The 24,546-nt window shown below is 68.5% G+C and carries 21 protein-coding genes, 1 pseudogene and 1 riboswitch; of the genes and pseudogenes, 5 read left to right on the forward strand and 17 right to left on the reverse strand.

Annotated elements, in window-relative coordinates:
* Positions 1-63: 63 nt before the first annotated feature.
* Positions 64-1,137: a 4-hydroxyphenylpyruvate dioxygenase gene (gene hppD / locus TSH64_RS18895; protein ID WP_109447284.1), complete on the reverse strand. Its 1,074-nt coding sequence runs from the start codon at positions 1,135-1,137 to the stop codon at positions 64-66.
* Positions 1,138-1,273: 136 nt separating this feature from the next.
* Between hppD and TSH64_RS18900 the strand changes: the two genes are divergently transcribed.
* Positions 1,274-1,750 carry an Lrp/AsnC family transcriptional regulator gene (locus TSH64_RS18900; RefSeq protein WP_109447286.1) on the forward strand — a complete coding sequence of 159 codons (477 nt, stop codon included), beginning with the start codon at positions 1,274-1,276 and terminating at the stop codon, positions 1,748-1,750.
* A 20-nt stretch (positions 1,751-1,770) separates the two neighbouring features.
* Here the strand turns inward: TSH64_RS18900 and TSH64_RS18905 are convergent, their stop codons facing one another.
* From TSH64_RS18905 to TSH64_RS18960, 12 genes are all read right to left on the reverse strand, one after another.
* Complete coding sequence (locus tag TSH64_RS18905; RefSeq protein WP_109447288.1) at positions 1,771-2,919, reverse strand: glycosyltransferase family 4 protein; 1,149 nt, start codon at positions 2,917-2,919, stop codon at positions 1,771-1,773.
* Positions 2,920-2,921: 2 nt separating this feature from the next.
* The gene (locus TSH64_RS18910; protein ID WP_109447290.1) at positions 2,922-4,163 is read right to left on the reverse strand and encodes a glycosyltransferase family 4 protein; all 1,242 of its coding nucleotides are present in this window, start codon (positions 4,161-4,163) and stop codon (positions 2,922-2,924) included.
* On the reverse strand, positions 4,160-5,455 hold the full coding sequence (locus tag TSH64_RS18915) for a glycosyltransferase family 4 protein (RefSeq protein ID WP_109447292.1): 1,296 nt from the start codon (positions 5,453-5,455) through the stop codon (positions 4,160-4,162). The genes TSH64_RS18910 and TSH64_RS18915 overlap by 4 nt, the downstream gene beginning before the upstream one ends.
* Positions 5,456-5,461: 6 nt before the next feature.
* Positions 5,462-6,427: a GDP-L-fucose synthase gene (locus tag TSH64_RS18920; protein WP_109447294.1), complete on the reverse strand. Its 966-nt coding sequence runs from the start codon at positions 6,425-6,427 to the stop codon at positions 5,462-5,464.
* 130 nt (positions 6,428-6,557) lie between these two features.
* Positions 6,558-7,553: an SDR family NAD(P)-dependent oxidoreductase gene (locus TSH64_RS18925; protein ID WP_109447296.1), complete on the reverse strand. Its 996-nt coding sequence runs from the start codon at positions 7,551-7,553 to the stop codon at positions 6,558-6,560.
* A 48-nt stretch (positions 7,554-7,601) separates the two neighbouring features.
* A complete protein-coding gene (locus tag TSH64_RS18930) occupies positions 7,602-8,957 on the reverse strand; it encodes a nucleotide sugar dehydrogenase (RefSeq protein ID WP_109447298.1) in 1,356 nt (451 codons plus the stop codon).
* Positions 8,958-9,364: 407 nt separating this feature from the next.
* Positions 9,365-10,828 (reverse strand): flippase, encoded by a 1,464-nt coding sequence (locus TSH64_RS18935; protein WP_109447300.1) that lies wholly within the window; start codon positions 10,826-10,828, stop codon positions 9,365-9,367.
* Positions 10,829-10,915: 87 nt separating this feature from the next.
* Entirely contained in the window at positions 10,916-13,120 is a 2,205-nt protein-coding gene (locus tag TSH64_RS18940) for a Wzz/FepE/Etk N-terminal domain-containing protein (RefSeq protein WP_247873032.1), read from the reverse strand.
* 944 nt (positions 13,121-14,064) lie between these two features.
* On the reverse strand, positions 14,065-14,361 hold the full coding sequence (locus TSH64_RS18945; RefSeq protein ID WP_109447304.1) for a type II toxin-antitoxin system RelE/ParE family toxin: 297 nt from the start codon (positions 14,359-14,361) through the stop codon (positions 14,065-14,067).
* On the reverse strand, positions 14,358-14,567 hold the full coding sequence (locus tag TSH64_RS18950) for an addiction module protein (RefSeq protein ID WP_109447306.1): 210 nt from the start codon (positions 14,565-14,567) through the stop codon (positions 14,358-14,360). The genes TSH64_RS18945 and TSH64_RS18950 overlap by 4 nt, the downstream gene beginning before the upstream one ends.
* A 188-nt stretch (positions 14,568-14,755) precedes the next feature.
* Positions 14,756-15,325 carry an ActR/PrrA/RegA family redox response regulator transcription factor gene (locus tag TSH64_RS18955; RefSeq protein ID WP_109452816.1) on the reverse strand — a complete coding sequence of 190 codons (570 nt, stop codon included), beginning with the start codon at positions 15,323-15,325 and terminating at the stop codon, positions 14,756-14,758.
* A 36-nt stretch (positions 15,326-15,361) separates the two neighbouring features.
* Positions 15,362-16,756: an ActS/PrrB/RegB family redox-sensitive histidine kinase gene (locus tag TSH64_RS18960; protein WP_109447308.1), complete on the reverse strand. Its 1,395-nt coding sequence runs from the start codon at positions 16,754-16,756 to the stop codon at positions 15,362-15,364.
* A gap of 87 nt (positions 16,757-16,843) precedes the next feature.
* On the opposite strand from TSH64_RS18960, the gene TSH64_RS18965 reads away from it, so the two are divergent.
* Genes TSH64_RS18965 through tenA form a run of 3 tightly spaced genes read left to right on the forward strand, consistent with a single transcriptional unit; the run spans position 16,844 to position 19,257 of the window.
* Positions 16,844-17,683 (forward strand): ABC transporter ATP-binding protein, encoded by an 840-nt coding sequence (locus TSH64_RS18965; RefSeq protein WP_247873033.1) that lies wholly within the window; start codon positions 16,844-16,846, stop codon positions 17,681-17,683.
* Positions 17,670-18,509 (forward strand): ABC transporter permease, encoded by an 840-nt coding sequence (locus TSH64_RS18970; protein WP_109447310.1) that lies wholly within the window; start codon positions 17,670-17,672, stop codon positions 18,507-18,509. Before TSH64_RS18965 ends, TSH64_RS18970 begins: the two co-directional genes overlap by 14 nt.
* 49 nt (positions 18,510-18,558) lie before the next feature.
* Positions 18,559-19,257 carry a thiaminase II gene (gene tenA / locus TSH64_RS18975; RefSeq protein ID WP_109447313.1) on the forward strand — a complete coding sequence of 233 codons (699 nt, stop codon included), beginning with the start codon at positions 18,559-18,561 and terminating at the stop codon, positions 19,255-19,257.
* A gap of 5 nt (positions 19,258-19,262) precedes the next feature.
* Here the strand turns inward: tenA and TSH64_RS18980 are convergent, their stop codons facing one another.
* Complete coding sequence (locus tag TSH64_RS18980; RefSeq protein ID WP_247873034.1) at positions 19,263-20,492, reverse strand: citrate synthase family protein; 1,230 nt, start codon at positions 20,490-20,492, stop codon at positions 19,263-19,265.
* 109 nt (positions 20,493-20,601) lie between these two features.
* On the opposite strand from TSH64_RS18980, the gene TSH64_RS18985 reads away from it, so the two are divergent.
* The gene (locus TSH64_RS18985; protein WP_109452820.1) at positions 20,602-22,005 is read left to right on the forward strand and encodes a CoA transferase; all 1,404 of its coding nucleotides are present in this window, start codon (positions 20,602-20,604) and stop codon (positions 22,003-22,005) included.
* Positions 22,006-22,066: 61 nt separating this feature from the next.
* Here TSH64_RS18985 and TSH64_RS18990 read toward each other — a convergent pair whose 3' ends face one another.
* The 3 genes and pseudogenes from TSH64_RS18990 to TSH64_RS19000 form a co-directional block, all read right to left on the reverse strand.
* Entirely contained in the window at positions 22,067-22,645 is a 579-nt protein-coding gene (locus tag TSH64_RS18990) for a manganese efflux pump MntP family protein (protein ID WP_098736136.1), read from the reverse strand.
* Between the two features lie 83 nt (positions 22,646-22,728).
* Positions 22,729-22,852: riboswitch (yybP-ykoY riboswitch) on the reverse strand.
* A 26-nt stretch (positions 22,853-22,878) separates the two neighbouring features.
* Positions 22,879-24,225 (reverse strand): guanine deaminase, encoded by a 1,347-nt coding sequence (gene guaD, locus TSH64_RS18995; protein WP_109447315.1) that lies wholly within the window; start codon positions 24,223-24,225, stop codon positions 22,879-22,881.
* 35 nt (positions 24,226-24,260) lie between these two features.
* Positions 24,261-24,546, reverse strand: a pseudogene (locus TSH64_RS19000) (cysteine desulfurase); the annotation flags it as partial.

The raw sequence follows: 24,546 nt of genomic DNA on the forward strand, positions 1-24,546 counted from the left end.
GAACGCCGCCCGGCCTTGCGACCGGGCAGCGTTCGGAACCCTGCCTGTGGAATCGGCTGAGGATCAGGCCGCGTTCTCGCTCAGCACGCCGCGGCGGATCTGGTCGAGTTCGATGGATTCGAACAGCGCCTTGAAATTGCCCTCGCCGAAGCCCTCGTTGCCGATGCGCTGGATGATCTCGAAGAAGATCGGGCCGATGACGGTCTGGGTGAAGATCTGCAACAGCAGGCCCTGGCCCTCGGTCGGGGCGCCGTCGACCAGGATGCGGTTGGCCTGGAGGCGCTTCAGATCCTGGTTGTGGCCCGGCACACGGGTATCGATGCGCTCGTAATAGGTGTCGGGCGTGTCCTGGAACGGGGTGCCCATGCCGCGCATCGTCTCCACGGTGCGGACGATGTCGTTGGTGCCGAGCGCCACATGCTGGATGCCTTCACCCTTGTAGTCGCGCAGATACTCGACGATCTGCGACTTGGTGTCGGCGGACTCGTTGATCGGGATGCGGATCTTGCCGCAGGGGCTGGTCATCGCCTTCGACCGCAGGCCGGTCAGCTTGCCCTCGATGTCGAAATAGCGGACCTCGCGGAAGCCGAACAGGCGGGTGTAGAACTCGGCCCATTCCTCCATCCGCCCGGTGTGGACGTTGTGGGTCAGATGGTCGATGTAGGTCAGGCCGGCGCCCTGGGGATGCTGGTCCACCCCCGGCAGCGGGACGAAATCGACCTCATAGATGCTGCCGCGGTCGGCATAGCGGTCGACGAGATAGATCAGCGAATCGCCGATGCCCTTGATGGCGGGGATGTTCAGTTCCATCGCACCGACGCGGGTTTCGACACCCCAGGCGCCAAGCTCCAGCGCGCGGCGGTAGGCGAAGGCAGCGTCGCCGACGCGGAAGGCGATGGCGCAGATCGACGGGCCGTGCTGGGCGGCGAAATTGCGCGGGAAGCCCGACGGCTCGGCATTGACGATGAAGTTCACGTCGCCCTGGCGGTAGAGCGTGACGTCCTTCGACCGGTGGCGGGCGACTGCCGTGAAGCCCAGCTGCTCGAACAGGCGGCCCAGCGCCACGGTGTCCGGCGCCGTGAATTCGATGAACTCGAATCCGTCGGTCTTCATCGGGTTTTCCCACATGTCGGCCATGATCGCCCCTCCCTTGGATTGTCCTGCGATCAGTATGCCGGACCATCCGTGGAAAGAGCTTTCAAAGTGAGGCGGGCATACCTATGATTTTGGCAGGACTTTCCGGCATACTGCCCGACATCGGAGATTCTTGCCGTTGCCCGCTGCGCTATCGGAAATCGACATCAAAATCCTGATCGCCTTGCAGGAGGATTCGCGCCTGACCGTGCAGGAGCTTGCCGACCGGGTCGGCACCTCGCCCTCGTCCTGCTGGCGCCGCCTGAAGTCGCTGGAGGAAACCGGGGTGATCCGCCGCTACACGGCGCTGGTCGATCCGAAGGCGGCGTCGGTCGGCGAATGCGTCTTCGCCCATGTGACGTTGGACCGCCATTCCGCCGAGACCGCCGCCATCTTCATCGACGCGGTGCGCAAGCGGCCGGAGGTTCTGGAATGTTATGCGGTGTCGGGCGACGCCGACTATCTGCTGCGGGTTGCGGTGCGGGCCATCGCCGACTACAACCGCTTTCTGGAGGAGTTCGTCTTCCAGTTGCCCTTCCAGGTCCGCATCCGCTCCAACTTCGCTCTGAAGGAAATCAAGTTCGAGACGGCGCTGCCGCTGGGAGGCGGGGCGTAAAGCCGCCCCTGGCTTCTCCCCTACCCCGCCACGCGGCGCTTGGCCGGCACGGCTGCGGCTGCGGCGGCCGGGTGCGGGCCGGCGATGCGGTCGAGCAGCAGGTCCAGGCCGCTGCGGCTGGTCTCGAAGGCGACGCGCGCACGGGTCAGCGTCTGTGCCGAGGCGGAGGCAAGCGCCTCGCGGTCGTCGGCCCAGGCCGACAGGATCGGGACGGCCGCCTTCACGAAGTCGGCGTTCTGCGGCACCAGCCCATCGGCCGGAATGTCGGAGCCGATGCAGCCGCGCTCATAGGCCAGCACCGGCACGCCGGCGGCCATCGCCTCGAACAGCACCAGCGGCTGCGCCTCGTTGCGGTAGCGGGTCGGGAAGACGAAGACGTCGATGTCGCGGTAGAAGGCCTCCTTGGCCTCGCCATGGACCGGGCCGTGATACTCCACCGACCCGTCGAAGGCCATCACCCCGGCGGCGATCATCGCATTGTCCTTCGGCTTCAGCCCCGGACCGGCCAGCACAAGCCTGGCGTCCACCCCTTCGAGCTGGAGGGCGCGCAGCAGGGCGAACAGCGTGTCCAGCCCCTTCTCGCTGCACAGGTTCGACAGATGGCCGATGCGCAGGGGACCGTCGCGCCGCGGACGCGGAATGGCGCCGGGAACCGAGAAGATGGCGTTCGACATGGTCATGCAGGTGCGCGCCGCCGGATAGATCGACTGGAAGCGCATCTGCATCGCCGGGCACAGCAGCACATGGGTGCAATCGGTGCCGGCGACGCGGGTCAGCAGCCGCATCCGCCAGGTCGGCTTGGAGATGGTGGCGAAGGAGTGATGATGCAGCACCCGCTCGTAACCGAACAGCCGGGCGGTCCCGGCGAGCGCCGCGGTGTAGAGCGCGCCCCAGCCGGAATCCACCGGCATGTAGAAACGGCGGTCGGGCTTCCGCAGCCCGGCGGCGAGCCGGCCCATGGTGCCGAACACCCGCGTCATCTTGCGCAGATGGTAGACGGCGCCGCCGCCGTTCCAGCCGGGCGACAGGTCGGCGACCTCCACGCGGCCGCGCCCCCGCATGCGGTCCTGCAGACGCTCCAGCACCAGGGCCGTCACCCGGCTCATCCCATCCACCGGCGGCGGCAGGCGCCCGGAGACGACCACATGGGTGCGCGCGTTCCGTTCCATCGTCAACTCCCGGTCAGTGCCGCTCCGGTCGACCGGCCATGCTGGCCACCCTCCGGGTCGGCGGAATAGTCGGACACATAGTCCGTGTCCGCGCTGCGCTCCGCCTTCGGGCCGCCCAGCGCCACCACGGCCTTCTCCACCGACAGGGCGAAGAAGCTGGCGTCGGCCAACGCCTGGAAGGGCCGCCCGTTCAGGCTCAGGCGGCGCCACTCGTCCTCGTCGGCCGCGACCGACAGCATGTAGCGCGCCAGCCCCTCGGGGTTGTCCGGCTCCACGATGTGGCCGTTCAACCCGCTGCGGATCAGCACGTCGCGCGCCCCGCACTGGTCGGACAGGATGGTCGGAACGCCCATGGCGAGGGCCTCGTTCACCACCAGACCGAACTGCTCCTCCAGCGACGGCAGAAGCAGGCAGAGCGTGGACCCCAGCGTCTCGGCGATCCCCTTCTCCTGAAGGAAGCCGCGGAAGACGATCGACCCGTCCAGCCCGCGCCGCGTGACCTCTGCCCGCAGCTCCGCCTCCAGCGGACCGGAGCCGCAAAGGTGGAGCGGCCGGGCGGCGGGACCGGCGAGCCGCCGGTAAATGTCATAGGCTTCGACCGCCCGGAACAAGTTCTTCTTCGGGACGAAGCGCGCGATGATGGTGAAGTGGCGGTCGGCGAAGGGTACTCCCCCAGGGGCCGGTTCCATCCCGGACAGGCGGCGGATGCGGTCCAGCGACAGCGTGTCGTACCCGATGTAGAGCCGGTCCTTCGGGAGTCCCAGCAGACGGAAGTAATCCACCGTGCGGTGACTGCCGCCGATCCCCGCCTGATAGGGGGAGTAGAAGACGCTCTTGACCATTTCGCGCCACAGGATGCGCGGCTTGTCGTCGTATTTGGACGCGTTCATGTTGATGACCTTGCGGCCCATCAGCCGCATGGTCAGGGCGAGCGCGAAGACGTCCGGATCCTCGTAATGGCAGAGGAAGACATAGCGCGCGTCGGCGTTGCGGCATTCGCGCAGCAGGGCGCGGTAGACCGCCGCCTTCGACAGATCGGCCTTCGACTGGCCGGGGAACAGGGTGATCTTGCGGAAATTCTGCCCGGTCCCGGTCGAATCCCAGGCATAGGTGTGCGACTTCGACCCGACCTCCAGCCCGATCACGTCATAGACGTGACCCAGCCGGCGGCCGACCGCTTCCAGCCGGTCCATGTGGTAGGGGCCGAACATCTCCCAACTGAAGACCAGCGCGGGCTTCTTCATGCTGCCTCTCCCAACAGAAGGCGGGCGTAGCGGTCGAGCGCCACGGCGCGCGTGGCGTTCGCCTCCACCCAGGCGCGGCCGCGGCGGCCCATGGCGGTGGCGCGGGCGGGGTCCGACAGCAGGGCGGCCACCGCCTCGGCCATCGCGCGCGGCTCCTCCGGCGGGGTGCACAGGAAGGCGCCGACCTGGGCCTCCAGCGTGGCGAGCGCCGATCCCGGCAGGCAGGTGCTGACGAAGGGCCGCCCGGCGGCGAGGATGGTCACCGCCTTGCCGGGCATGGCGAAGGCCGCACCCTCGGGCCGTTGCGGCACCAGATGGACGTCGCCCTCCGCCATCGCCTCGTTCAGCTGGTCCTTCGGCGCCAGCGGCTGGAAGATCACGTTGCCGAGCCCCATGGCGCGGGCGCGGCCCTTCAGCTCCTCCTCCAGCCCGCCCTGGCCGCGCATCTTGATGCGGGCCTGCGGCATCAGCTCGGCCAGATGGCCCGCCATGTCCAGCACCTGCTCCAGCCCCTGCTTGCGGGCGAAGGCGCCGCTGTAGAGCGCCGTCGGCGGCTGGTCGGGGCGCGGCAGCGGGTGGACCGCGTCGGCATCGACATGGGGCGGAATCACATGGATCGGCCGGGTGACGCCCAACTCCTCCAGAACGCCGCGCATCGGCTCCGACAGGACGACGATGGCGTCGGCGCGGTTCAGCGCCGCGCGCTCCATGGCGCGGATCGCCTTGACCGCCGCCTTGCCGCCCATGCCCAGCGCCCCGGCAAGGCCGGACTGGATGTCGTGGACGATGGCGACGTGGCGGCCGCCCGGCGCCTTGAAGCGGTTGGCGATGGCCACCGACAGGATCGACGGGCAGAGCGACAGCACGGCGGCGTGGCGTCCGACCCGGCCGCGGGCGCGGGCGGCGGCGAAGCCGGCATGCAGCACGCCCTCGTGGATCAGTCGGGCCTTCATGCCGCCGCCGGCCGGCGGGATGGTGTGCAGGCGCTCGATCAGCACCCCGTCCACCGTCCTGCTGTCCTGCGCCCCGTCGGCGTAGCCGTCATAGACCTTGTTGCCGGGATAGTTGGGACGCGCGGTCAGCACCGTTGTCTCGGCCCCGGCCGCCGCGAAGGCGGTGGCGAGGTCGGTCATCATCGGCGCGCTGCCGGCCGGTTCCGGCCAATAGCTCTGCGCCACGAGCAGCAGTTCTTCCGGCACGGGCACCTCCGTCAGGGAAGGCGTGCCCGCTGAAGCCTTGGAAGCCGGCCGGTCGAAGACCGGCGGCCGCAGATGGATGGAATCGTCCGGCATCGGGCTTTACTCCGCTGCCTGCTTGGGGGCTTGGCGACGGTCCGGAGCGGCATTCTCCAGGAACCAGCCGTAGGTGCGGCGCAGCCCCTCCTCCAGCGACACCTTCGGGCGCCAGCCGGTGGCGAACAGGCGCGACACGTCCATCAGCTTGCGCGGGTGGCCGTCGGGCTTGCTCAGGTCGTGGGTCAGCGCGCCGGTGTAGCCGACGGTGTCACGGATCGACGCGGCAAGCTCGGCGATGGCGATGTCCTCACCGGGGCCGACATTGATGATCTCCCCGCTGTCGTAATGGTCCATCAGATGGATGCAGGCATCCGCCATGTCGTCGACATAGAGGAACTCGCGCCGCGGCGTGCCGGTGCCCCACAGGGTGACCGTCGGGTCGCCCGCCACCTTGGCGTCGTGGAAGCGCCGGATCATGCCCGGCAGCGCATGCGAGGTCTCGGGCTCGAAATGGTCGCCGGGGCCGTACAGGTTGGACGGCATCGCGCAGATGGCGTTGAAGCCGTACTGGCGCCGGTAGGCCTGGCACATGGTGATGCCGGCGATCTTGGCGACGGCGTAGGGCTTGTTGCTCGGCTCCATCTCGCCGGTCAGCAGCGCCTCTTCCTTGATCGGCTGCTCGGCATGCTTGGGATAGAGGCAGGAAGACCCGAGGAACAGCAGCTTTTTCACGCCGGCGCGCCAGGCGGCGTCGATGACGTTATTCTGGATCAGCAGGTTGTCGCGGATGAAGTCGCCGCCGAAGCGGTCGTTGGCAAGGATGCCGCCCACCTTCGCCGCGGCCAGGATCACCTGTTCGATGCCCTCGCGGTCGAAGAAGGCGCGCACCGCCGCCTGATCGGTCAGGTCGAGCTGCGAGCGGTCGCGGATCACGAGGTCGGTGTGTCCGGCTTCGGTCAGCCGCCGCAGAATGGCGGATCCGACGAGTCCCCGGTGCCCGGCGACGAAGATGCGGCTGTTGCGGTCCATGCGGGCCGTCTCCTTAAGATCTTGTGCGAACGAATGCCTCATCGGCCGTCCTCCCCGCGAAGGTGGAACTCCGCGTTCGCAGGGACGACGGGTGGGAGCGCGACCGCCGGTCACGCTCCCCGATGACGCCCTACTCCGCCGCCTGCCCCATGCGCCCCAGGTCCGCACGCGCCCGCTCGGCATACCACTCGACCACGCCGGGCAGGCCGGCGGAGAGCGGGATGCGCGGGGTGAAGCCCAGCGCGGTCAGCTTGGCGATGTCGGGGCTGCGGCGGTCGGTGCCGCCGGGGGCGGCCGGACCGGGCATCACCTGGGCCTCGCGGCCGAGGCAGGCGACCGTCTGGCGGGCGAGGTCGGCGATGGTGACCTCCTCCGGGTTGCCGACATGGTAGATGCCGAGATGCTCGCCCTTGTCGACCACCGTCACGATGCCGTCGATGGCGTCGTCGATGTGGACGAAGGCGCGGGTCTGGCGGCCGTCGCCCTGGATCTTGAAGGGCACCGTGCCGTTCGGATGGCCGGCGATGGCCTCCACCGCGCGGCGGGAAAATTCCGGCACCACATGCTCCCAGCCCATGTCGGCGCCGTAGACGTTGTGCGGACGGAAGATCGCCACGCGGTCGAAGCCGCTGCGGCCCCAGTTGACGGCCAGCAGCTCCGAGATCAGCTTGGAGCCGCCGTAGCTGTAGCGGGCGTTCAGCACGTCCGGCACCACCAGCGGCACGTCCTCCGGCGTCGGCACCATCGGCGGGGTCTGGTAGGCCTCCGAGGAGGAGGCGACGACCAGATCGCCCACGCCGTCGGCGCGGCAGGCGTCGAGCACGTTCAGCATGCCGCGCACGCCGACATCCAGCACCACTTCGGGCTTCTCGTAGAAATGCTTGGTCCCGTTGACGGCGGCCAGATGCAGCACGCCGTCGACACCCCGCACCGCACCGCGCACGGCGTCGGCGTCGCGGATGTCGCCCTGGACGAACTCCACGTCGTCGAGCACGCCGGCCAGCCGTCCGGTATGCCCGCGCGAATTGTCGTCCAGAACGCGGACGCGGTGGCCATCACGGACCAGACGGTGGACCAGGGCGGCGCCGATGAAGCCGCTGCCGCCGGTGACGAGATAGTGTTTCATGTCAGTCAAATTCCTTCTGCGGCCAGCCCGTGGCAGGCCCGGATAGCGTCAGGCCACATGTGCGTAGCGGGCGGCGCCATGGCTGCCGAGAGCCACGTAGGCGGTGCCGTCCGGCAGGTCGACATCGCGGCTGTTGAAGTTGTTCCAGAAATCGTAGATCACGCCCGGACGGTCCATCCGATGCGCCAGATCCGGCAGCGGCATGGAGGTGAAGACCGGGTGGTTGTTGAGGATCACCGCCAGATTGGCGCCGGACACCGCCTCGGCCATGTTGGCCGCCGGCTCCAGCCCGAAGGAGCGGATGTCGTCGGGGCGCACCACGGCGTCGAAGCCGCGCAGGCGGGCGGTCGGGAAGCGCTGGCGCAGCTCCTCCAGCACCGGCTTGGCCATCGTGCCGCGCAGATCGTCGGTCGCCGGACGGCCCTTGAAGGCGAGGCCCATCAGGCTGATGGTCGGCACCTCCGGGAAGCCCTGCATCGAGTTGGCGAGCTTGCCGAGGAAGTCGGCGACCTCGACCGGCTGGCTTTCGTTGACCAGACGGCCGGCGGCGGTGATCGCCATCTCCACGCCGACCTCGCGCGCCGCCTCGATCAGGATATGGGGATCCTTCTCCAGGCAGGGACCGCCGACCGGGCCGGGCAGCGGCAGGTTGGTGCGCGGATAGCCCAGCTTGCCGGCGCGCGCCACCTCGACCGCCGAGATCTCCATGGCGTTGCACAGCTTGGCGATCTCGTTGGAGAAGGCGAAGGTGACGTCGCGGTAGGTGTTGTCGACCAGCTTGATCAGCTCCGCCGTCTCCAGGGTGGAGACCTTGACGGTGGTCGGCGTCAGGAAGCCGAAGATCTGCGCCGCACGGGTGGCGACGTCCAGGCTCTCCGCCCCGATGATCTGCGGCAGCTGGTTCAGCTCCAGCAGCGCCTGGCCCTCCAGGGTGCGCTCCGGGCAGAAGGCGATGTCGAACTTCTTGCCGGTGGCACGCAGGATCGGCGCCACGACGTTGCGGGTGGTGCCCAGCTTCACGGTGGAGCGCAGGATGACCAGGTCGCCGTCATGCAGGCTGCCGGCGACCTGACGGGTCGCCGCCTCGATCATGTCGGTGCGGACCCGGCCGTCCTTGCTGAGCGGCGTGCCGACCGTGATGATGAAGACGCTGGCCTTGCTGCAATCCTCCTGGCTGCGGCTGAAGGTCAGCCGGCCGCGTGCGATGACGTGGCGCAGCTTCTCCGTCAGGCCCGGCTCATGGAAGTGCGGGTTGCCCTGGCCGAGCTTGTCGAGCACGTCCTGCCGCACCTCGACCCCGTGCACCTGGAAGCCGGCGTCCGCCATCGCGACCGCCAGCGTCAGGCCGACATAGCCGAGCCCGAGGACGCAGACGTTACGATCGGAAAAAGTCTTGGGAAGCATCGTCGCTCCTGCCGTTTGCTGAGGCCCCGCCACCGGCGGCGGGTTGCCGAGAGTTTGGAGACGCCCCGCGTGCCATGCCCTGTTGCCAAGCATGCAGACGGAGAAACCTCGAAATTCGAAATTGTTTTCTTGTTGTGACTTCGCCGTGACGATGAAGTACCTCGTTACCGGCGTTGTGCAGCGCGAAGTGTTTCAGAAATCACCGTCCGATGAAAAGACCATGATTGCAGATCTCCGCCGTATTAATGGTACTAACCCCCGTCGCGGCCAAATGAATGCTTGGAGGCACCAACAGAGACGTTCGAAAGTGGTGCAATAGGCGCATTCCGTTCCTGCTGCCGGTATCCTTCGACCCGGCCTTGCAGAATTGAGGGTTGAACCATCCATCCAGCCACGGCCCGCCCCTCTCAGGCCGTGGCGCTGGTCAGCCGCCGCAACCGTTTCAGGTGGACCAGTCCGGTCAGCACGGCCATCGCCGCATAGACCGCGACCATCGCCACGCTGCCGGCGACGAAATGCACCAGCGCCGGCATCCGGTCGAACAGCGGGGCGGCGAAACTGTCGAGCGCGAGCGCCGCGGCGATGGACGCACCGGCGCACAGGAGAGCCCGCGCGGCGATCCCGCCATACAGCTCCCCGACCGTCTGCCGGTGGATCCAGGCGATGGCGACGGTGGCGGCCAGTTCCGCGGTGAAGGTCGCCATCGCGGCGCCCTCGATGCCGTAGCGGGGGATCCACCAGATGTTCAGCAGGGCGTTCAGTGCACCGCCCGACAGCATCGCGACCATGTAGCCGGTCTGCCGGTGCCAGACGAGCAGCGGGTTGCCCAGGATCATGTTGGCGTAGACCACCGCCGAGGCCAGCATCAGCAGGCGCAGCGCCAGCGTCGCCGGGGCGTAGGCATCGCCGAACAGCGTGCCGAGGATGGACGGCGCCAGGGCGAAGCCCCCGGCGATGACCAGCCCGCCGACCGCCAGCATGACGCCGGCATAGGCCCGCATCCGGTCGCGCATCGGCCCGAGCTCGCCATAGGCGGCGGCCAGCTGCGGCAGGAAGGCGTTCATCACGATGTTGCCGACCAGATTGGCCAGGGTCTGGATCTTCACCGCCGCGCTGTACCAGCCGACCTCCATATGCGGGGCCAGGAAGCCCAGCATCACGACGTCCAGATGGGTGAAGATCGCCCAGGCGAAGACGCCGACCGCCATCGGCGTCGCCGCCGTCAGGATCTCGCGCCACACCTTCAGGTCGACCCGCGGGCGCAGGTGGCCGAAGTCGCGGCGGAAGCGGCCGATCATCACCAGCGCGTTGACGGTGATGGAACCGCCGGTGATGGCGGCTGCGGTGATGGCGTCCTCAGGCCCACGCACCAGCAGGAAGACGAGAAGCATCGAGCCGATGGAGGTGCCGATCTCGCGCGTGGCGATCACACCCATCTTCTCGGTCGCCTGGTAAACAAAGTCGAGGACCAGAGCGTTCCCCAGCAACTGCACCGCCTGCACCAGAAGAACCGCCTTCACCTCCATCGGTTTGTCCAGCGAGAGGACGAAGGCCGCATAGAGGACGCCGACCACCAGGGCCAGCACGGTGCGCAGGGTCAGCACATGTTCGGACAGTTCGGCCGCCCGCTCGCGGTGGTCGTCCTGCTCGCGGTTTCTCGCGATCTCACGGATGGCGTAGGTGGACAGGCCCATGTTCACGAACAGCGCCGCATAGGCCATCAGCGAGGTGCCGAAGCCCAGCACGCCGAAACTGTCCGGTCCCAGAACCCGCGCAGTCCAGGCCGCGGTGACCAGCCCGCTCGCCATTGTCGCCGCTTTCGCGGCGGCAAGGGCGCGGATGTTCCGGAAGATGCGGTGTCCAGCGGACATTCATGGGCTCTTCGGTGGTTGAAGACATCGTGACGGACTGCGCAAAAGATCCTCGGCCGGCTTTCGGCCGGCCGAGGAGCCTTGTCGTCAGTTCGCGTAGTAGCGGCGGTAGCCGTGGTAGCGCCCGCTGTCGGGGAACTCGTACTGGGCATGGCGCCGGGTATCGACCTGACTGAACAGGACGCCGACCACCTCGCCGCCGGCCTCGATCACCTCCTTGAGCCCGGCCATCGCGGTGCCGCGCTTGGTCATGCCCCAGCGGACGATGAAGACGGTCTGGTCGGCAAGCGCCGCCAGCAGCTTGCCCTCCGACACCGCCAGCACCGGCGGCGAATCCAGCACGATGCGGTCGTAGTTGACCGACAGGCGCGACAGCAGCTGATGCATGCCGGACGAGCCCAGCGTGTCCTGCGGCAGCGTGCGGCCATGACCGGCGGGGATGACGTGCAGGCCGGTGCGCGGGTCGACCTGGATCACCTCCTCCAGCGTCGCGGTGCCGGCCAGCACCTCGGCCAGACCGCGGTCGTTGGACATGCCCAGCATCTCGTGCAGGCTCTTCCGCCGCAGGTCGCAGTCGACCAGGATCGTCCGCTGGCCGGCATTGGCGCAGGTGCGGGCGAAGGCGGCGGCGACGGAGCTCTTGCCCTCGCCGGGGACGGAGGAGCTGAACAGGATCACCCGGTGCCGCCCGTCCGGATTGGCGAGCAGCAGCGAGGTGCGCAGGTTCTGCATCGATTCCGCGAAGGCGGAGATCGGCTTGTCCACCACATAGGCGGCCGGCGAGCCGCCGAAACGCGGGATGCGCGGCACGATGCCGAGGCTGCGGACACCGGTCGCCGTCTCGAACTGGTGCGGGCTGCGGAATCCGCTCTCGGCCCGTTCGCGCAGCATGGCCAGCAGCACGCCCAGCGTGCCCGACGCCACCAGCGCCAGCAGCAGGATCAGCTTGCGGTTCGGCTGCGACGGGTCGAGCGGGATCGAGGCCTCCGACACGATGCGGGCGTCGGGCTGGCGCATGTCGTTCTGTGTCGCGATCTGCTGCGAGCGGGTCAGCAGCGCCTCGTACATCGACTGGGCGGTGGTGGCGTCGCGCTCCAGCGTGCGCAGGCCGACGGTCGCCTGCTGCTGCTCGTTCTGCTTGGCCTCGGCCTGGTCCAGGCTGGCCTTCAGCCCCTGCTCGCGGCCCTTCGCCAACTCCACCTCGTTGCTGAGGTTGGAGACGATCTTGCCGACATCGGACTTGATCTGGCCTTGCAGGTCGCGCAGCTGGCTCTGCAGCGCCTGCAGCATCGGGTGCTTGCTACCATAGCGGTTGGTGGCGTCGGCGATCTGGCGCTGCAGATCGACCTCGCGCTCGCGCAGGGCTTGGATCAGCGGCGAGCCCATGACATCGCCGACCGCCGAGGCGCCGCGCGGCGAATTCGCCATGGCGGTGACGTCGCGCAGCTTGGTCTCCGCCTCCTGCCGCTTGGTGCGGGCCAGGATATAGTCGGCGTTCAGCTGGCTCAGCTGCTGGCCGACCACCGTGCTCTCGTTGTTGGACGAGGTGGTCAGGCCATGCTGGGTCCGGTACTTCTCCACCGCGTCGCCGCTGGTCTGCGCTTCCCGGCGCAGGTCGGTCAGCCGTTCCTCCAGCCATTGGGTGGCGCGCTTGGACGCCTTGAACTTCTCGTCGAGCTGGTCGACCAGATAGAGGTCGGCCATGGTGTTGGCGATCAGCGAAGATTTGCGCGGATCCTCGCTGTCGAAGCTGACGGCGATGACATAGGAGCGCCCCTGCGGACGCACCGACGTGTTGTCGAGCACGGCGTTGACCACGGAGGTCAGGTGGTTGCGCTCGATCTCCTCCGGCGACAGCGGCACGCCGCTGGACGCCTTCCAGCTGTCGGGGATCCAGTTGCGCGGGTTCAGAGCCGATACCCATCCGGGGGGCGGCGGACGCAGCGAGGCATTGAACTCCGGATCGTTCATCAGCTTGAGCTTCGCCACCACCTTTTCGGCGAAGGCCGGCGACTTCAGGATCGCGACCTCGCTCTGCAGCGCGCTGATGTCGGGGGTCATGTCGGACACCACCCCCTCGAAGTTGAGGACGGTGTTCTTGCGGTGCTCCACCATGATGAGCGTTTCGGCGGTGTAGAGCGGCGTCATCCGGAAGGCGACCAGGGCCGCCAACCCGGTGCCGACCACGATCACCGTACCGATCAGCAGCTTGTGCCGGCGCAACAACCCCGTGGTCCGGCGCACCGCGCTGGCGGCGCTGGCCGACAGATCGTACGAAATGCCGGGCGACATGGACCCGGGGCCCCGCCGAGACTCAGGGGTGTTGCGTCGGGGATGTTCCTGAAGTTCCTGGGTGGCCAAAGGGTCCTCCTCGCGTAACGACCAGAAAGCGCGGCCATAGGACCATCCGTTTGCCCGATCCTTCCTTCCGGGCAGCGGATGCTGTCCGGTGGGCAGGCTCGGCGGTTCGTCCGATTGGCTGAAACGCAGTGTTAGTCCAGCCGTTGCATCGGCCATCCAGTGCATGCGGCGAGCAATGGGCGCGCAGTGGGTAGCCTTCCTGACCCTGTTGCAGTGCAGTATGAACCGTCGATGCAGGTCGGGTGATAATGGGGGTTACCCGGAAGGACAGGTTGCCAGACGTTCGATCGCACCGGCTAGGCCGCGGGCAAACCCGTGATTTTTCCTGGTGCCGACGAAGCTGTGACCGGTTACGAGGACCCATCCCGGCAACGCCGGACACACGGCGACGTTCCGCGCCGGAACGGTTCCGCGCCGTTCCGGCTGCCGTTGTCACACTTTCCCGACGATTTTAGAGGGTGCGGCCCACCGGTGAATGATGCCGGGAACCGGGTGCCGGACCATGATTCCCCGCGTCGGATCGTGGGCGCCGGACAGACCGAATTCCCGATCCCGACTTGCGGCAGATTGTTCTGTACACGTATTTTTATGCTATAACGGATACTGAGAAAGGTATAGAGTAGTTATGTCTTTTGGACGGAGATTGCGTCATGCCATACCGTCAGGAATCCGCCACCGTCAGCGCGATCAGGTTGATCCGCGACCATAGCCGTACGTGTCACAATCTTTCCGCCCGGGAGGTTCTGCTCCGGGTCGAACGGCGGATGATCGAATTTCTTGAAGATTGCCCTGCCCTGCCGACGCGCAATTGACGCCCGGCTGAGCGACAGGACGACCCATCGCGTCCCGATGACCGACAGGGGGCGAGCCGGACGCTATGTCCGGCTTTGCCAGCGTGACGGATCACGGCTGGTATGGGCACAGGCAATCATGAAGACGGCAGCCGCTTCCACGCGGAAATAAAGCGCATAGGGGAAACGGCGGACCAAGGCCCGGCGGGAGTTGGTATGAACCAACGGGAACTGAAGCGGGCTCTCCCCGATCCGCATCACTGTGCCGTCGACTGCGGCAAAGAAGCGGTCGCCCAGACCGAAGGCGCGGCTGTCGTACCAAGCCTGGGCGTCACGCAGGTCCGTCTCCGCTTCGGGCAGAAAGAAAACCGGGAGGCTCACGCGTCGCGCTGCCTCACTCGGGCGCGCACCGTCTCCCATGGAACCGCATGTGCGCTGGTCTCGGAGAAGCTGGAGTTGCGCCGGTCGAGTTCGGCCCTCATGCCTGCCGTCAGCGGAATGTCGGCGTCTTTGAGGCTATCCAGCAAATCCTCCGCCAGTTCCAGGCGCTCCTGCGGTGAAAGATGACTGAAGTCGATCCTGGGCATGGCCTCGTCTCTCCTGTGCAATTTGAAGATGGCACTGCCGAACGAGCCTGTCGAGGAATGCCAAAGCGATCTCTCCCCATGCCTCCAACACGAACGGCAAGAACGGCAAGCACCGCTACCCGACATGCGAACGGCCCGCTCCCGATCCGGGGCGGGCCGTTCGCATGTTCGACCTGAACCGTGCCGGCTCAGGCGCGGGGCGCGTGCTTGTTCAAGATTCTCTGGAGCGTGCGGCGGTGCATCTTCAGGCGGCGCGCCGTTTCCGACACGTTGCGGTCGCACTGTTCGAAGACGCGCTGGATGTGTTCCCAACGGACGCGGTCGGCCGACATCGGGTTTTCCGGCGGCTGGGGCAGCGGGCGGCCGTCGGCCAGCAATGCTGATTCCACCGCGTCGGCGTCGGCCGGCTTCGGCAGGTAATCGACGGCGCCGGCCTTCACCGCGGCGACGGCGGTGGCGATGTTGCCGTAGCCGGTCAGCATGACGACACGGGCGTCGGGACGGGCATCGCGCAGGGCGGATACCACGTCCAGCCCGTTGCCGTCGCCCAGACGCAGGTCGACCACCGCGAAGGCGGGGGCCGATTCCTGCGCCACCTCGATGCCGAGCTGGACGCTGTCGACCGCGACGACGTTGAAGCCGCGCTTCTCCATGGCGCGGGCCAGCCGCGTGCGGAAGGGGGCGTCGTCGTCGACGATCAGGAGGCTGCGGGTGACGTCGCCAGTGAATGTCAGTTTGACGGCATCGCCCGACAGCAGGTCATCGGATGTTTTGAGGGTGTCCACCGTGAAACCTCATTTCTTGGCGTTGATGGTCTTCCAGCGCACGGAAATCCGCGCGCCGGTTCCGCCCTGATTGGAGTGCCCGCCGGCGGCCTGATCAGCGGGCGGCGTGCCGTCCGGCGGATTGTTGGTGTAGCGCACGGTCGCGCCGGTCTTCTCCAGCAGCGTCTGCGCGATGAAAATGCCGAGCCCCATATGCCCGCCGCCCGTCTGCCCCTTGGGGCCGGAGCGCTCGCCGCGCACCGACAGGTACGGCTCGCCGATGCGGCCCAGCAGATGGGACGGGAAGCCCGGGCCGTCGTCCATCACCGTGATGGTGACGGAGCAGCCGTCCCAGGCGGCGGCGACCGTCACCTTGTGACGGGCGAACTGGTGGGCGTTCTGGATGAAGTTGCCGATGCCGTGGATGATCTCCGGGCTGCGGCGCAGGAAGGGCTCCTCCGCCTCGCCGACCGGGTGCGGTTCCACGGCGAAGTCGATGTGGCCGAGACGGTGCGGGGCGGCGGCGGCCTCGATCAGCGCGGTCAGCGGCAGCCGTTCGAACGGGTCGCCGCCATCGGCCTCCGGCTTGCGCGCCAGGTCGGCCAGGATCTCGCGGCAGCGCATCACCTGGCTTTGCAGAAGCTCGACATCCTCGCCATAGGGGCTGTCCGGCGGCAGGTCGCGCGCCAGCTCCTTCGCCACCACGGCGATGGTGCCGAGCGGCGAGCCCAGCTCGTGCGCGGCGGCGGCGGCGAGCGCGCCGAGCGCGCCCAGCCGCTGTTCGCGGGCAAGCGCCACCTGCGAGGCGGCGAGCGCGTCGGCGAAGCGCCGCGCCTCCGCGGCGACGCGGAAGACGTAGCCGGCGATGAAGACCGACGACACCGTCAGCGACAGCCAGACGCCAAAGGCATAGAGCGGCGCCATCGAGCGCACCGGCTCCTCCCACGGCAGCGGGAAGTGCCAGAGGGCGAGCGCCGTCAGGCAGATAAGGTTCAGCCCGGTCAGCAGCACCGTGCTGTAGCGCGACAGGATGGCCGCACCCACGGTCATCGGCGCCAGCAGCAGGATGGCGAAGGGGTTGCTCAACCCGCCGGTGAGATAGAGCAGCAGCGTCAGCTGCAGCATGTCGTAGCTGAGATACAGCGCCGCGTCGCGGTCAGCCAGCCGCAGCCGGCCGCCGCGCTGGGTCATCGCCACCACGTTCAGCAGGGCCGACGCACTGATGGCGGCCAGCACCGGCCCCAGCGGCAGCGGGAAACCCAGCCCGAGATTGACGAAGGTCACCGCGGCCAACTGCCCGAGCACCGCGACCCAGCGGATCAGGATCAGCGTGCGCAGGGTGATGCGGCCGTCGGGCTGCGCCCAGTGCGGCGGCGCCGGGGAGGCCGGGACCGGTGCGGTCAGCGCGCTGGCGAGCGTCACCATGATCCTTGTCCCGATGCTTGTCGCAATCCCTGTCCCTGGGCCGCATGCCCCTGGCGGTTGCGGCGCGTGCCGCCATATTCTGTGCCCATGACCGAACGACCCATCCCACAGCAGCAGCCGGCCACCCCCGCCATTGCCCAGGCCATTGCCCCCGCCATCCGGGCGGAGGGGCTGACCAAGCGCTTCCCCACCCCGGACGGGCGGGACGTCACGGCGGTCGACGCCATCGGCTTCACCGTGCCGCGCGGCAGCGTCACCGGCCTTCTCGGCGGCAACGGCGCGGGCAAGACGACGACCATCTCGATGCTGCTGGGGCTGTTGCTGCCGACGGCCGGGACAGTGGAGATCCTGGGCGTCGACATGGCGCGCCATCGGCATGCCGTGCTTCCGCGCATGAACTTCTCCTCCCCCTACGTCGAGCTGCCCCATCGGCTGACGGTGCGGGAGAACCTTACCGTCTATGCCCACCTCTACGGTTTGACATGCGTCAAAAAGCGCGTCCAAGAATTGGCCGAGCATCTTGACCTGTCGCGTTTTCTGGATCGGCCGTCGGGCGGACTGTCGGCAGGGCAGAAAACCCGCGTGGCGCTGGCCAAGGCTTTGCTGAACGACCCGGAGCTTCTGCTGCTGGACGAACCGACGGCGTCGCTCGATCCCGACACCGCCGACTGGATCCGCACATATCTCGAACGCTACCGGCTGCGCACCGGCGCCGCCATCCTGCTGGCCTCCCACAACATGCTGGAGGTGGAACGGCTGTGCGACAGCGTGCTGATGATGCGGCAGGGGCGGATCGTCGACCGCGGCGCGCCGTCGGCGCTGCTCGCCCGCTATGGCCGCCAGACGCTGGAGGAGGTTTTCCTCGACATCGCCCGCGCCTCCGACGACCGCATCCCGACCGGGGAGACCGCCGATGCCGCCGAATGACTTGGTGATTCCGCGCGCCGACTTCTCGCTGCGCCGGGTCGGCGCCATGGTGCTGCGCTACTGGTACCTGCTGCGCGGGTCCTGGCCGCGCATCCTGGAACTGGCCTACTGGCCGACCATGCAGATGATCCTGTGGGGCTACATCAACCAGTTCATGGCCTCATCCAGCGGCGGCGGCAGCGGCTGGGTGGCGCAGGGCGCCGGCGTGCTGGTCAGCGCGGTTCTGCTGTGGGACGTGCTGTTCCGCGGCCAGCTCGGCGTCTCCATCTCCTTCCTTGAGGAAATGTGGTCGCGCAACCTCGGCCATCTGTTCGTCAGCCCGCTCCGCCCCGGCGAGTGGGTGACGGCGCTGATGACCATGAGCCTCCTGCGCACCCTGATCGGCGTGCTGCCGGCGGCGGGGCTGGCGATCCCCTTCTTCGGCTATTCGGTCTTCGCGCTCGGCTTACCGCTCGCCGCCTTCTTCGCCAACCTGATCGTGCTGGGTTGGTCGCTGGGGCTGCTGATCGTGGCGCTGATCCTGCGCTATGGCATGGGGGCGGAAGGGCTGGCCTGGATCGTCGTCTTCATGCTGGCCCCGGTCAGCGCGGTCTATTACCCGGTGTCTGTCCTGCCGGCCTGGCTCCAGCCGGTGGCACTCGCCCTGCCGTCCGCCCACGTGTTCGAGGGCATGCGGGCGCTGGTGTTCGACGGCACGCTGCGCTGGGACCATCTGGCCTGGGCGGTCGGGCTGAACGCGGTCTACATGGCGGGCGGCATCGCCGTGTTCCTCTACGCCTTCCATCGGGCGCGGGTGCGCGGTGCCTTGCTGCAAACGGGAGAATAGCGGCTAAAGTGTCGGCCCCACGTCGTCAGCCGCACCGGAGACCGCCGCCATGACCCCGCCCACCGCCGCCGGCCCTGCCACCCCCGACCTGTTCGACCGGCTCGTCGCCGGGGCGCAGCCGGACTGGACGGCCTACGTCGACCATGCCTTCGTGCGCGGGATGGGCGACGGCACGCTGCCGCAGGAGTGCTTCCGCCATTATCTGGTGCAGGACTACCTGTTCCTGATCCATTTCGCCCGCGCCTATGCGCTCGCCATCTACAAGGGCCGCGACCTGCGCGAGATGCGGGCCTCGCTGAACGGGCTGAAGGCGATCCTCGACATGGAGATGGACCTGCATGTCGGCCTGTGCGCCGGCTGGGGCCTGCCGGCCGCCGAGCTGGAGCAGGCGGCGGAGTCCAAGGCGACGATGGCTTACACCCGCTATGTGCTGGAAACCGGCTTGCGCGGCGACCTGCTGGACCTGCATGTGGCACTCAGCCCCTGCATCATCGGCTATGCCGAGATCGGCCGCCGGCTGGCGGCATTGCCGGGTGCGCTGATTGAGACCAACCCCTACCGCGTCTGGATCGCCGAATATGCCGGCGAGGCCTATCAGGAGGTGGCGCGGGCGGCGCGGGAGAATTTGGACCGGCTGGCCGCCGACGGCATGACCGAGGCGCGCTTTCCCCGGCTGCTGACCATCTTCCGGCAGGCGTCCCGGCTGGAAGCGGATTTCTGGGAAATGGGCATGACGCTGGCGGGATAGCCGGCTCAGGACTCATCCGCCACGACATCGCCGCCGGGCTCGTCAGGTTGCACCCCCGTGTAGATGGCGCGGGGGCGGATCAGATGGTCCGTGGCCCGCTGCTCCATCGCCTGGGCGATCCAGCCGGCGGCGCGGCCGAGGGCGAACAGCGTGAAGGCCGCTCCCTCAGGCAACCCGAGATGCCGCCGCAGGACCACCAGGGCGATGTCGATCGACGGCGCCTGACCGGTCAGCCCTTCGGCGGCGCCCAGCAGCTCCGCCGCCACCGGGAAGTCCGGGAGAAGCCGGGCCAGCAGCGCCTTGGCGCGGACATCGCCGCTGGGATAGAGCGGATGTCCAAAACCCGGAACCTTCTCTCCCGCAGCCAGCCGCCGTTCGATCTGGGTTGCCACGGTCTCCCGTTCCGTCAGCCCCGCCCAGAAATGCTCGATCCGCGTGGTGGTCGAACCATGCCGGTGGCCGGATAAGGCGCAGAGTCCGCCAACGACCGCCGCCCGCAGACTTGCCCCGGTCGAGGCGATGCAGCGCGCCGTGAAACTGGAGGCGTTCAGCTCATGATCGGCACACAGCACCAGCGCCATGCGGAGGAGATCGGCCCCCGCCTCGTCGAGCCCCCATGCGGTGGCCAACTGGCAGTGCAGCGGTGCAGCACTCGGCCGGCCGCGCAGGGCTGCCGCGAAGAGCAGGCGCAGCAGGTTGCCGCAATTTTCGAAGAACCGCCCATCGGTCGGCCGCCAGGACGCCGTCGCCTCGTCGGCCGATGCCGCCAGCAGCAGGGCGGGCAAGGCCTCCGCCGGCGAACTCGCCGCGCAATGCGGCAGCAGGGCGTCATAGCCGGGAAGGGCGACCGGCGGTTCCGGCGGGAAGGCGGTTTCCACCGCGCAGGCCCAGAACAGCGCCGCCGTCTCCTCCAGCGTCGCCGTGGCGGCCAGACGCACCGCGTCCTGTCCGCGGTAATAGAGCCGGCCGCGCCGGATCAGCGTGATCGCCGATTCCAGGACCGGCGCTCCCCAATCCAGTGTTGACTTGGCGACCTCCTTCGGCCGCCGGCCGCGCTTGCGGTCCACCCCCAGCCGTTCGACCTCATCGGCCAGATAACGGCTTTGCCGCGGGTCCGCCGCGGGATGGGCCTGCAACAGGCCGCGGCTGACATAGGCGTAGAGGGTCTGGCGGGACACTCCCAACCGTTTCGCCGCCTCTTCGGCGGACAGATAGACCGTCAGCGCGCCCGTCATGGTGCCCACCCGTCACATTGATCGAAACAATCAAGATTGACGATATAGCCGGCCCGCGATGGAGTGAAGCCGGAGCGGCCTGGAACCCGCTCTTCCGATGGAGAAAATCATGGCGCTGATGAACGGGGACTCCGGTTCCCCGCAACGCACGGCTCTTGCCGAAATCTGGCGGGTCGCCGGCGGCGACGACCGGCTGCTTGGCTCGGTCGTGCTTCGTGGCGAAGGGACTCTTCCCTCCGTCTTCGCGGTCAGTGCGCTGGCCACCGCCGCAACGGCCGCGGCCGGTCTGGCCGTCGCCGAATTCAAGGAAGCAGCCTTCGGCCACAACCCGTCCGTAACGGTCGACCAGCGTCTGGCCTCCCTGTGGTTCGGCACCTCCGTAAAGCCGTTGGGCTGGAGCCTGCCACCCGCCTGGGACCCGATCGCCGGCGACTACGAGGCCAGGGATGGCTGGATCCGCCTTCACACCAACGCCGTGCACCACCGCAATGCAGCCCTTCGCTGTCTCGGCGTACCGCCCGACCGCGATGCGGTGGCCGCCGCCGTCCGCCGCTGGGACGCCGACGGGTTGGAAAGCGCAGTCGTCGGCGAAGGCGGGTGCGCCGCGACGATGCGCGATCTCACATCCTGGCGAAGCCATCCGCAAGGACAGGCGGTCGCCCGGGAACCGCTGCTGTGGGTCGAGGCACAGGAGCCGGCCGACGCCGTCCATACTCCTGCCCGGCCCCCTGCCCGGCCGGAGCGTCCCCTGGCAGGCGTGAAGGTTCTGGACCTGACCCGCGTCCTCGCCGGACCGGCCGCCACGCGGTTCCTTGCCGGTTTCGGCGCCGAGGTGCTGCGGATCGACCCGCCTTGGTGGGACGAACCTGCCCTTCTGCCCGAGATGACGCTCGGCAAGCGCCGCGCCCGCTTCGACCTGCGCGACCCCGGCCAGCGGGCACGGTTCGCGGAATTGCTGTGCCAGGCCGACCTGCTGGTGCACGGCTATCGTGCCGATGCCCTCGACCGGCTGGGGCTCGACCTTCAAACCCGGCAGCGCATCCGCCCCGGCCTGATCGATGTGTCGCTGGATGCCTATGGCTGGACCGGCCCCTGGAGGAGCCGCCGGGGCTTCGACAGTCTGGTGCAGATGAGCGGCGGGATCGCCGCCGAAGGGATGCGCCGCGAGGGCGGCAACCGGCCCAGGCCCTTGCCGGTCCAGGCGCTCGACCATGCCGCCGGCTATCTTCTCGCCACCGCTGCGGTGCGCGGCCTGACCCGCCGGCTCGCGGACGGGCGGGGATCGAGCTGGCGCACATCCCTGGCCAGGGTCGGGACGCTGCTCACCGAACTGCCGTCCTCTGACGGCGGCCCGACCATGCCGCCCCTCGGCATGGAGGATTTCACGAACGATCCGGAAAATACGGCCTGGGGACCGGCCCTGCGCCTGAAGCCCGCCGTGACGGTCGAAGGATCGCCGGTCCGCTGGGAACGGCCGGCCGGACCGCTCGGCACGGACGAGGCGCGCTGGTAGGCCGGCAAGGCGGCGGGAGTTTCGGCATTTTCGGTGCCTCTCCCGCCGTTCGGTGCAGCGCTTACCCCATCGTGTGCTCGAGCAGGATCTTCGCGCCCAGCCCGATCAGCACCACGCCGCCGGCCATTTCCGCCCAGCGCCCCAGATGGTTGCCGGCGGCCTTGCCGATCAGCACGCCGCCGAAGGCGACGGCGAAGGTCACCACGCCGATCAGCGCCGAGGTCGTCACCATGTCGACATCGACCAGCGCCAAGCCCGCCCCCACGGCGGCGGCGTCGATGCTGGTGGCGACGGCGGTGGTCAGCAGGGCCAGCCATTCGGCGCGCACGCTGCGCACCGGGCCGCAATCCTCCTCGCCCTCATCCTCGCCGTCCATGATGGCGTTGCGCAGCATCGCACCGCCGACCGCCAGCAGCAGGCCGAAGGCGATCCAGTGATCAACCGACTCCACCAGGCTGGCGAAAGCGATGCCGATGCCCCAGCCGACCAGCGGCATGGCGAACTGGCAGACGCCGAAGGCGGCTCCCACCCGCACCGCTTCCGGCAAACCGGCACGGCGCGAACAGGCCCCGCGGCCGAGAGCGGCGGCGAAGCTGTCCATCGAAAGGCTGAAGGCGAGCGCTAGGGACGTGGCGATCATGGCTATTCCCGGGCCAGACAACACAGTGGAATCGGACGGACTCCGGCTGGCCGCGGAGATGTCCGATCCACTGGTCTCGCCGGGTCGACCCTTTGGTCGCCGTGCGCGCCATGGCGGTAACGGCCGGAGGCCGGAACCATCCAAGTCTGTTGACGCGAACCCCACCGGATCGCTGCCGGCGGGTGGCTACTCCCCAATGACGGCGGAAGTCCTACAGGGACTAGGGGCTTGGGTCAAGCGCCGGTTTGCCGCAGGTGCGAATTGCGGCCGCGCAGGTAGGTGGCGGCCACCGAGCGGTCGTCGCCCAGCGTCACCTGGATAAACAGCTCCTCCTCCAGATCGCAGTCCACCGCCTTCATGCGATGTCGCATAGCCGGCGTCGCGGCGGGATCGAGCACGACGAGGTCGGCCCAGCGGCCGGGCTCCAGGCTGCCGATCTCGCCGGCCATGCCCAAGGCTTCGGCATTGCCGCGGGTCATCCAGTGCAAGGCGGCGAGCGCCGGCAGGTTCTGGCGCCGCAATTGCAGCACCTTGTAGGCCTCCGCCGCGGTGCGCAGCATGGAATAGCTGGTGCCGCCGCCGACATCGGTGGCGATGGCGGTGCGCACCGGCCGCTCCGGCTTCGACAGGGCGTCGAGGTCGAACAGGCCGCTGCCGATGAACAGGTTGCTGGTCGGGCAGAAGACGGCGACCGAGCCGCTCTCCGACAGCCGGGCCATCTCCGCTTCCGACAGATGGATGCAGTGGCCGAACAGCGAGGTCGGTCCCAGCAGCCCGAAACGGTCGTAGACGTCGGTGTAGTCGCGCGCACCGGGAAACAGGCGGCCGACCTCGGCGATCTCGTCGGTGTTCTCCGACAAATGGGTCTGCATGTGGACGCCGGGATGCTCGCGCAGCAGCGCGCCGGCGGCCTCCAGCTGCGCCTCGGTCGAGGTGATGGCGAAGCGCGGCGTCACGGCGTAGCGCTGCCGCCCGGTCCCGTGCCAGCGGCCGATCAGATCCTTGCCGTCGCGATAGCTGCTCTCGGCCGTATCGGTCAGGGCGGCGGGCGCATGGCGGTCCATCATCACCTTGCCGGCGATCAGCCCGGCGCCGCGCGCCTCGGCCTCGGCGAACAGGGCGTCGACCGACTGCGGGTGGACCGAGCCGTAGACCACAGCCGTGGTCGTGCCGTTGCGCAGAAGCTCGTCCATGAAGAAGGCGGCGTTGGCGGCGGCATGGACCGGGTCGGCGAAGCGCTGCTCCTCGATGAAGGTGTATTTTTCCAGCCAGTCGAGCAGCTGGGCGCCGTAGGAGGCGATGACCTGGGTCTGCGGGAAATGGATGTGGGTGTCGATGAAGCCCGGCAGCACCAGCTTGCCGCTGTGGTCGTCGACCGCCACCCCGTCCGGAACCCGGCCACGCAGGTCGGCCCAGTCGCCGGCCTTCAGAATCCGCCCGTCCGCCCCGACCAGCAGCAGCCCGTCCTCACGATAGGTCAGGCAATCGAGATCGCCGGGCCCGGCGGGCGCGCGGTTGAAGCTGAGTAGGCGCCCGCGGATGGCGGCGGAAACGGGGGCAGCAATGGACTGGTCGGGCATTGGGGTCCGGTTCGATGGAGTGCTGTGAGGGAGGGTTACTTAATGTCCCCGGACCACGCCGCCAACACCGCCCGCTCCTGCGGGGTGATTCCGGTGATGTTGGCGGGGGGCATGGCGCTGCTGTAGCCGGCTTGCAGGCGGATCTGCTCGGCATGGCGGCGGATGCCGTCACCCTCCAGCACGACGCCGCGCGGCGGGGTGGCGATGCCCTCCCACACCGGCTGGGCGGCATGGCACATGCTGCAGCGGGTGGCGACGATCTCCTCCACCTGATTGAAGCCGACCTTCACCGGCGCCGCAGCCGCCGTATCGGCGGTCGCC

Origin of the sequence: Azospirillum sp. TSH64, assembly GCF_003116035.1 — a bacterium.
Classification (GTDB): domain Bacteria; phylum Pseudomonadota; class Alphaproteobacteria; order Azospirillales; family Azospirillaceae; genus Azospirillum.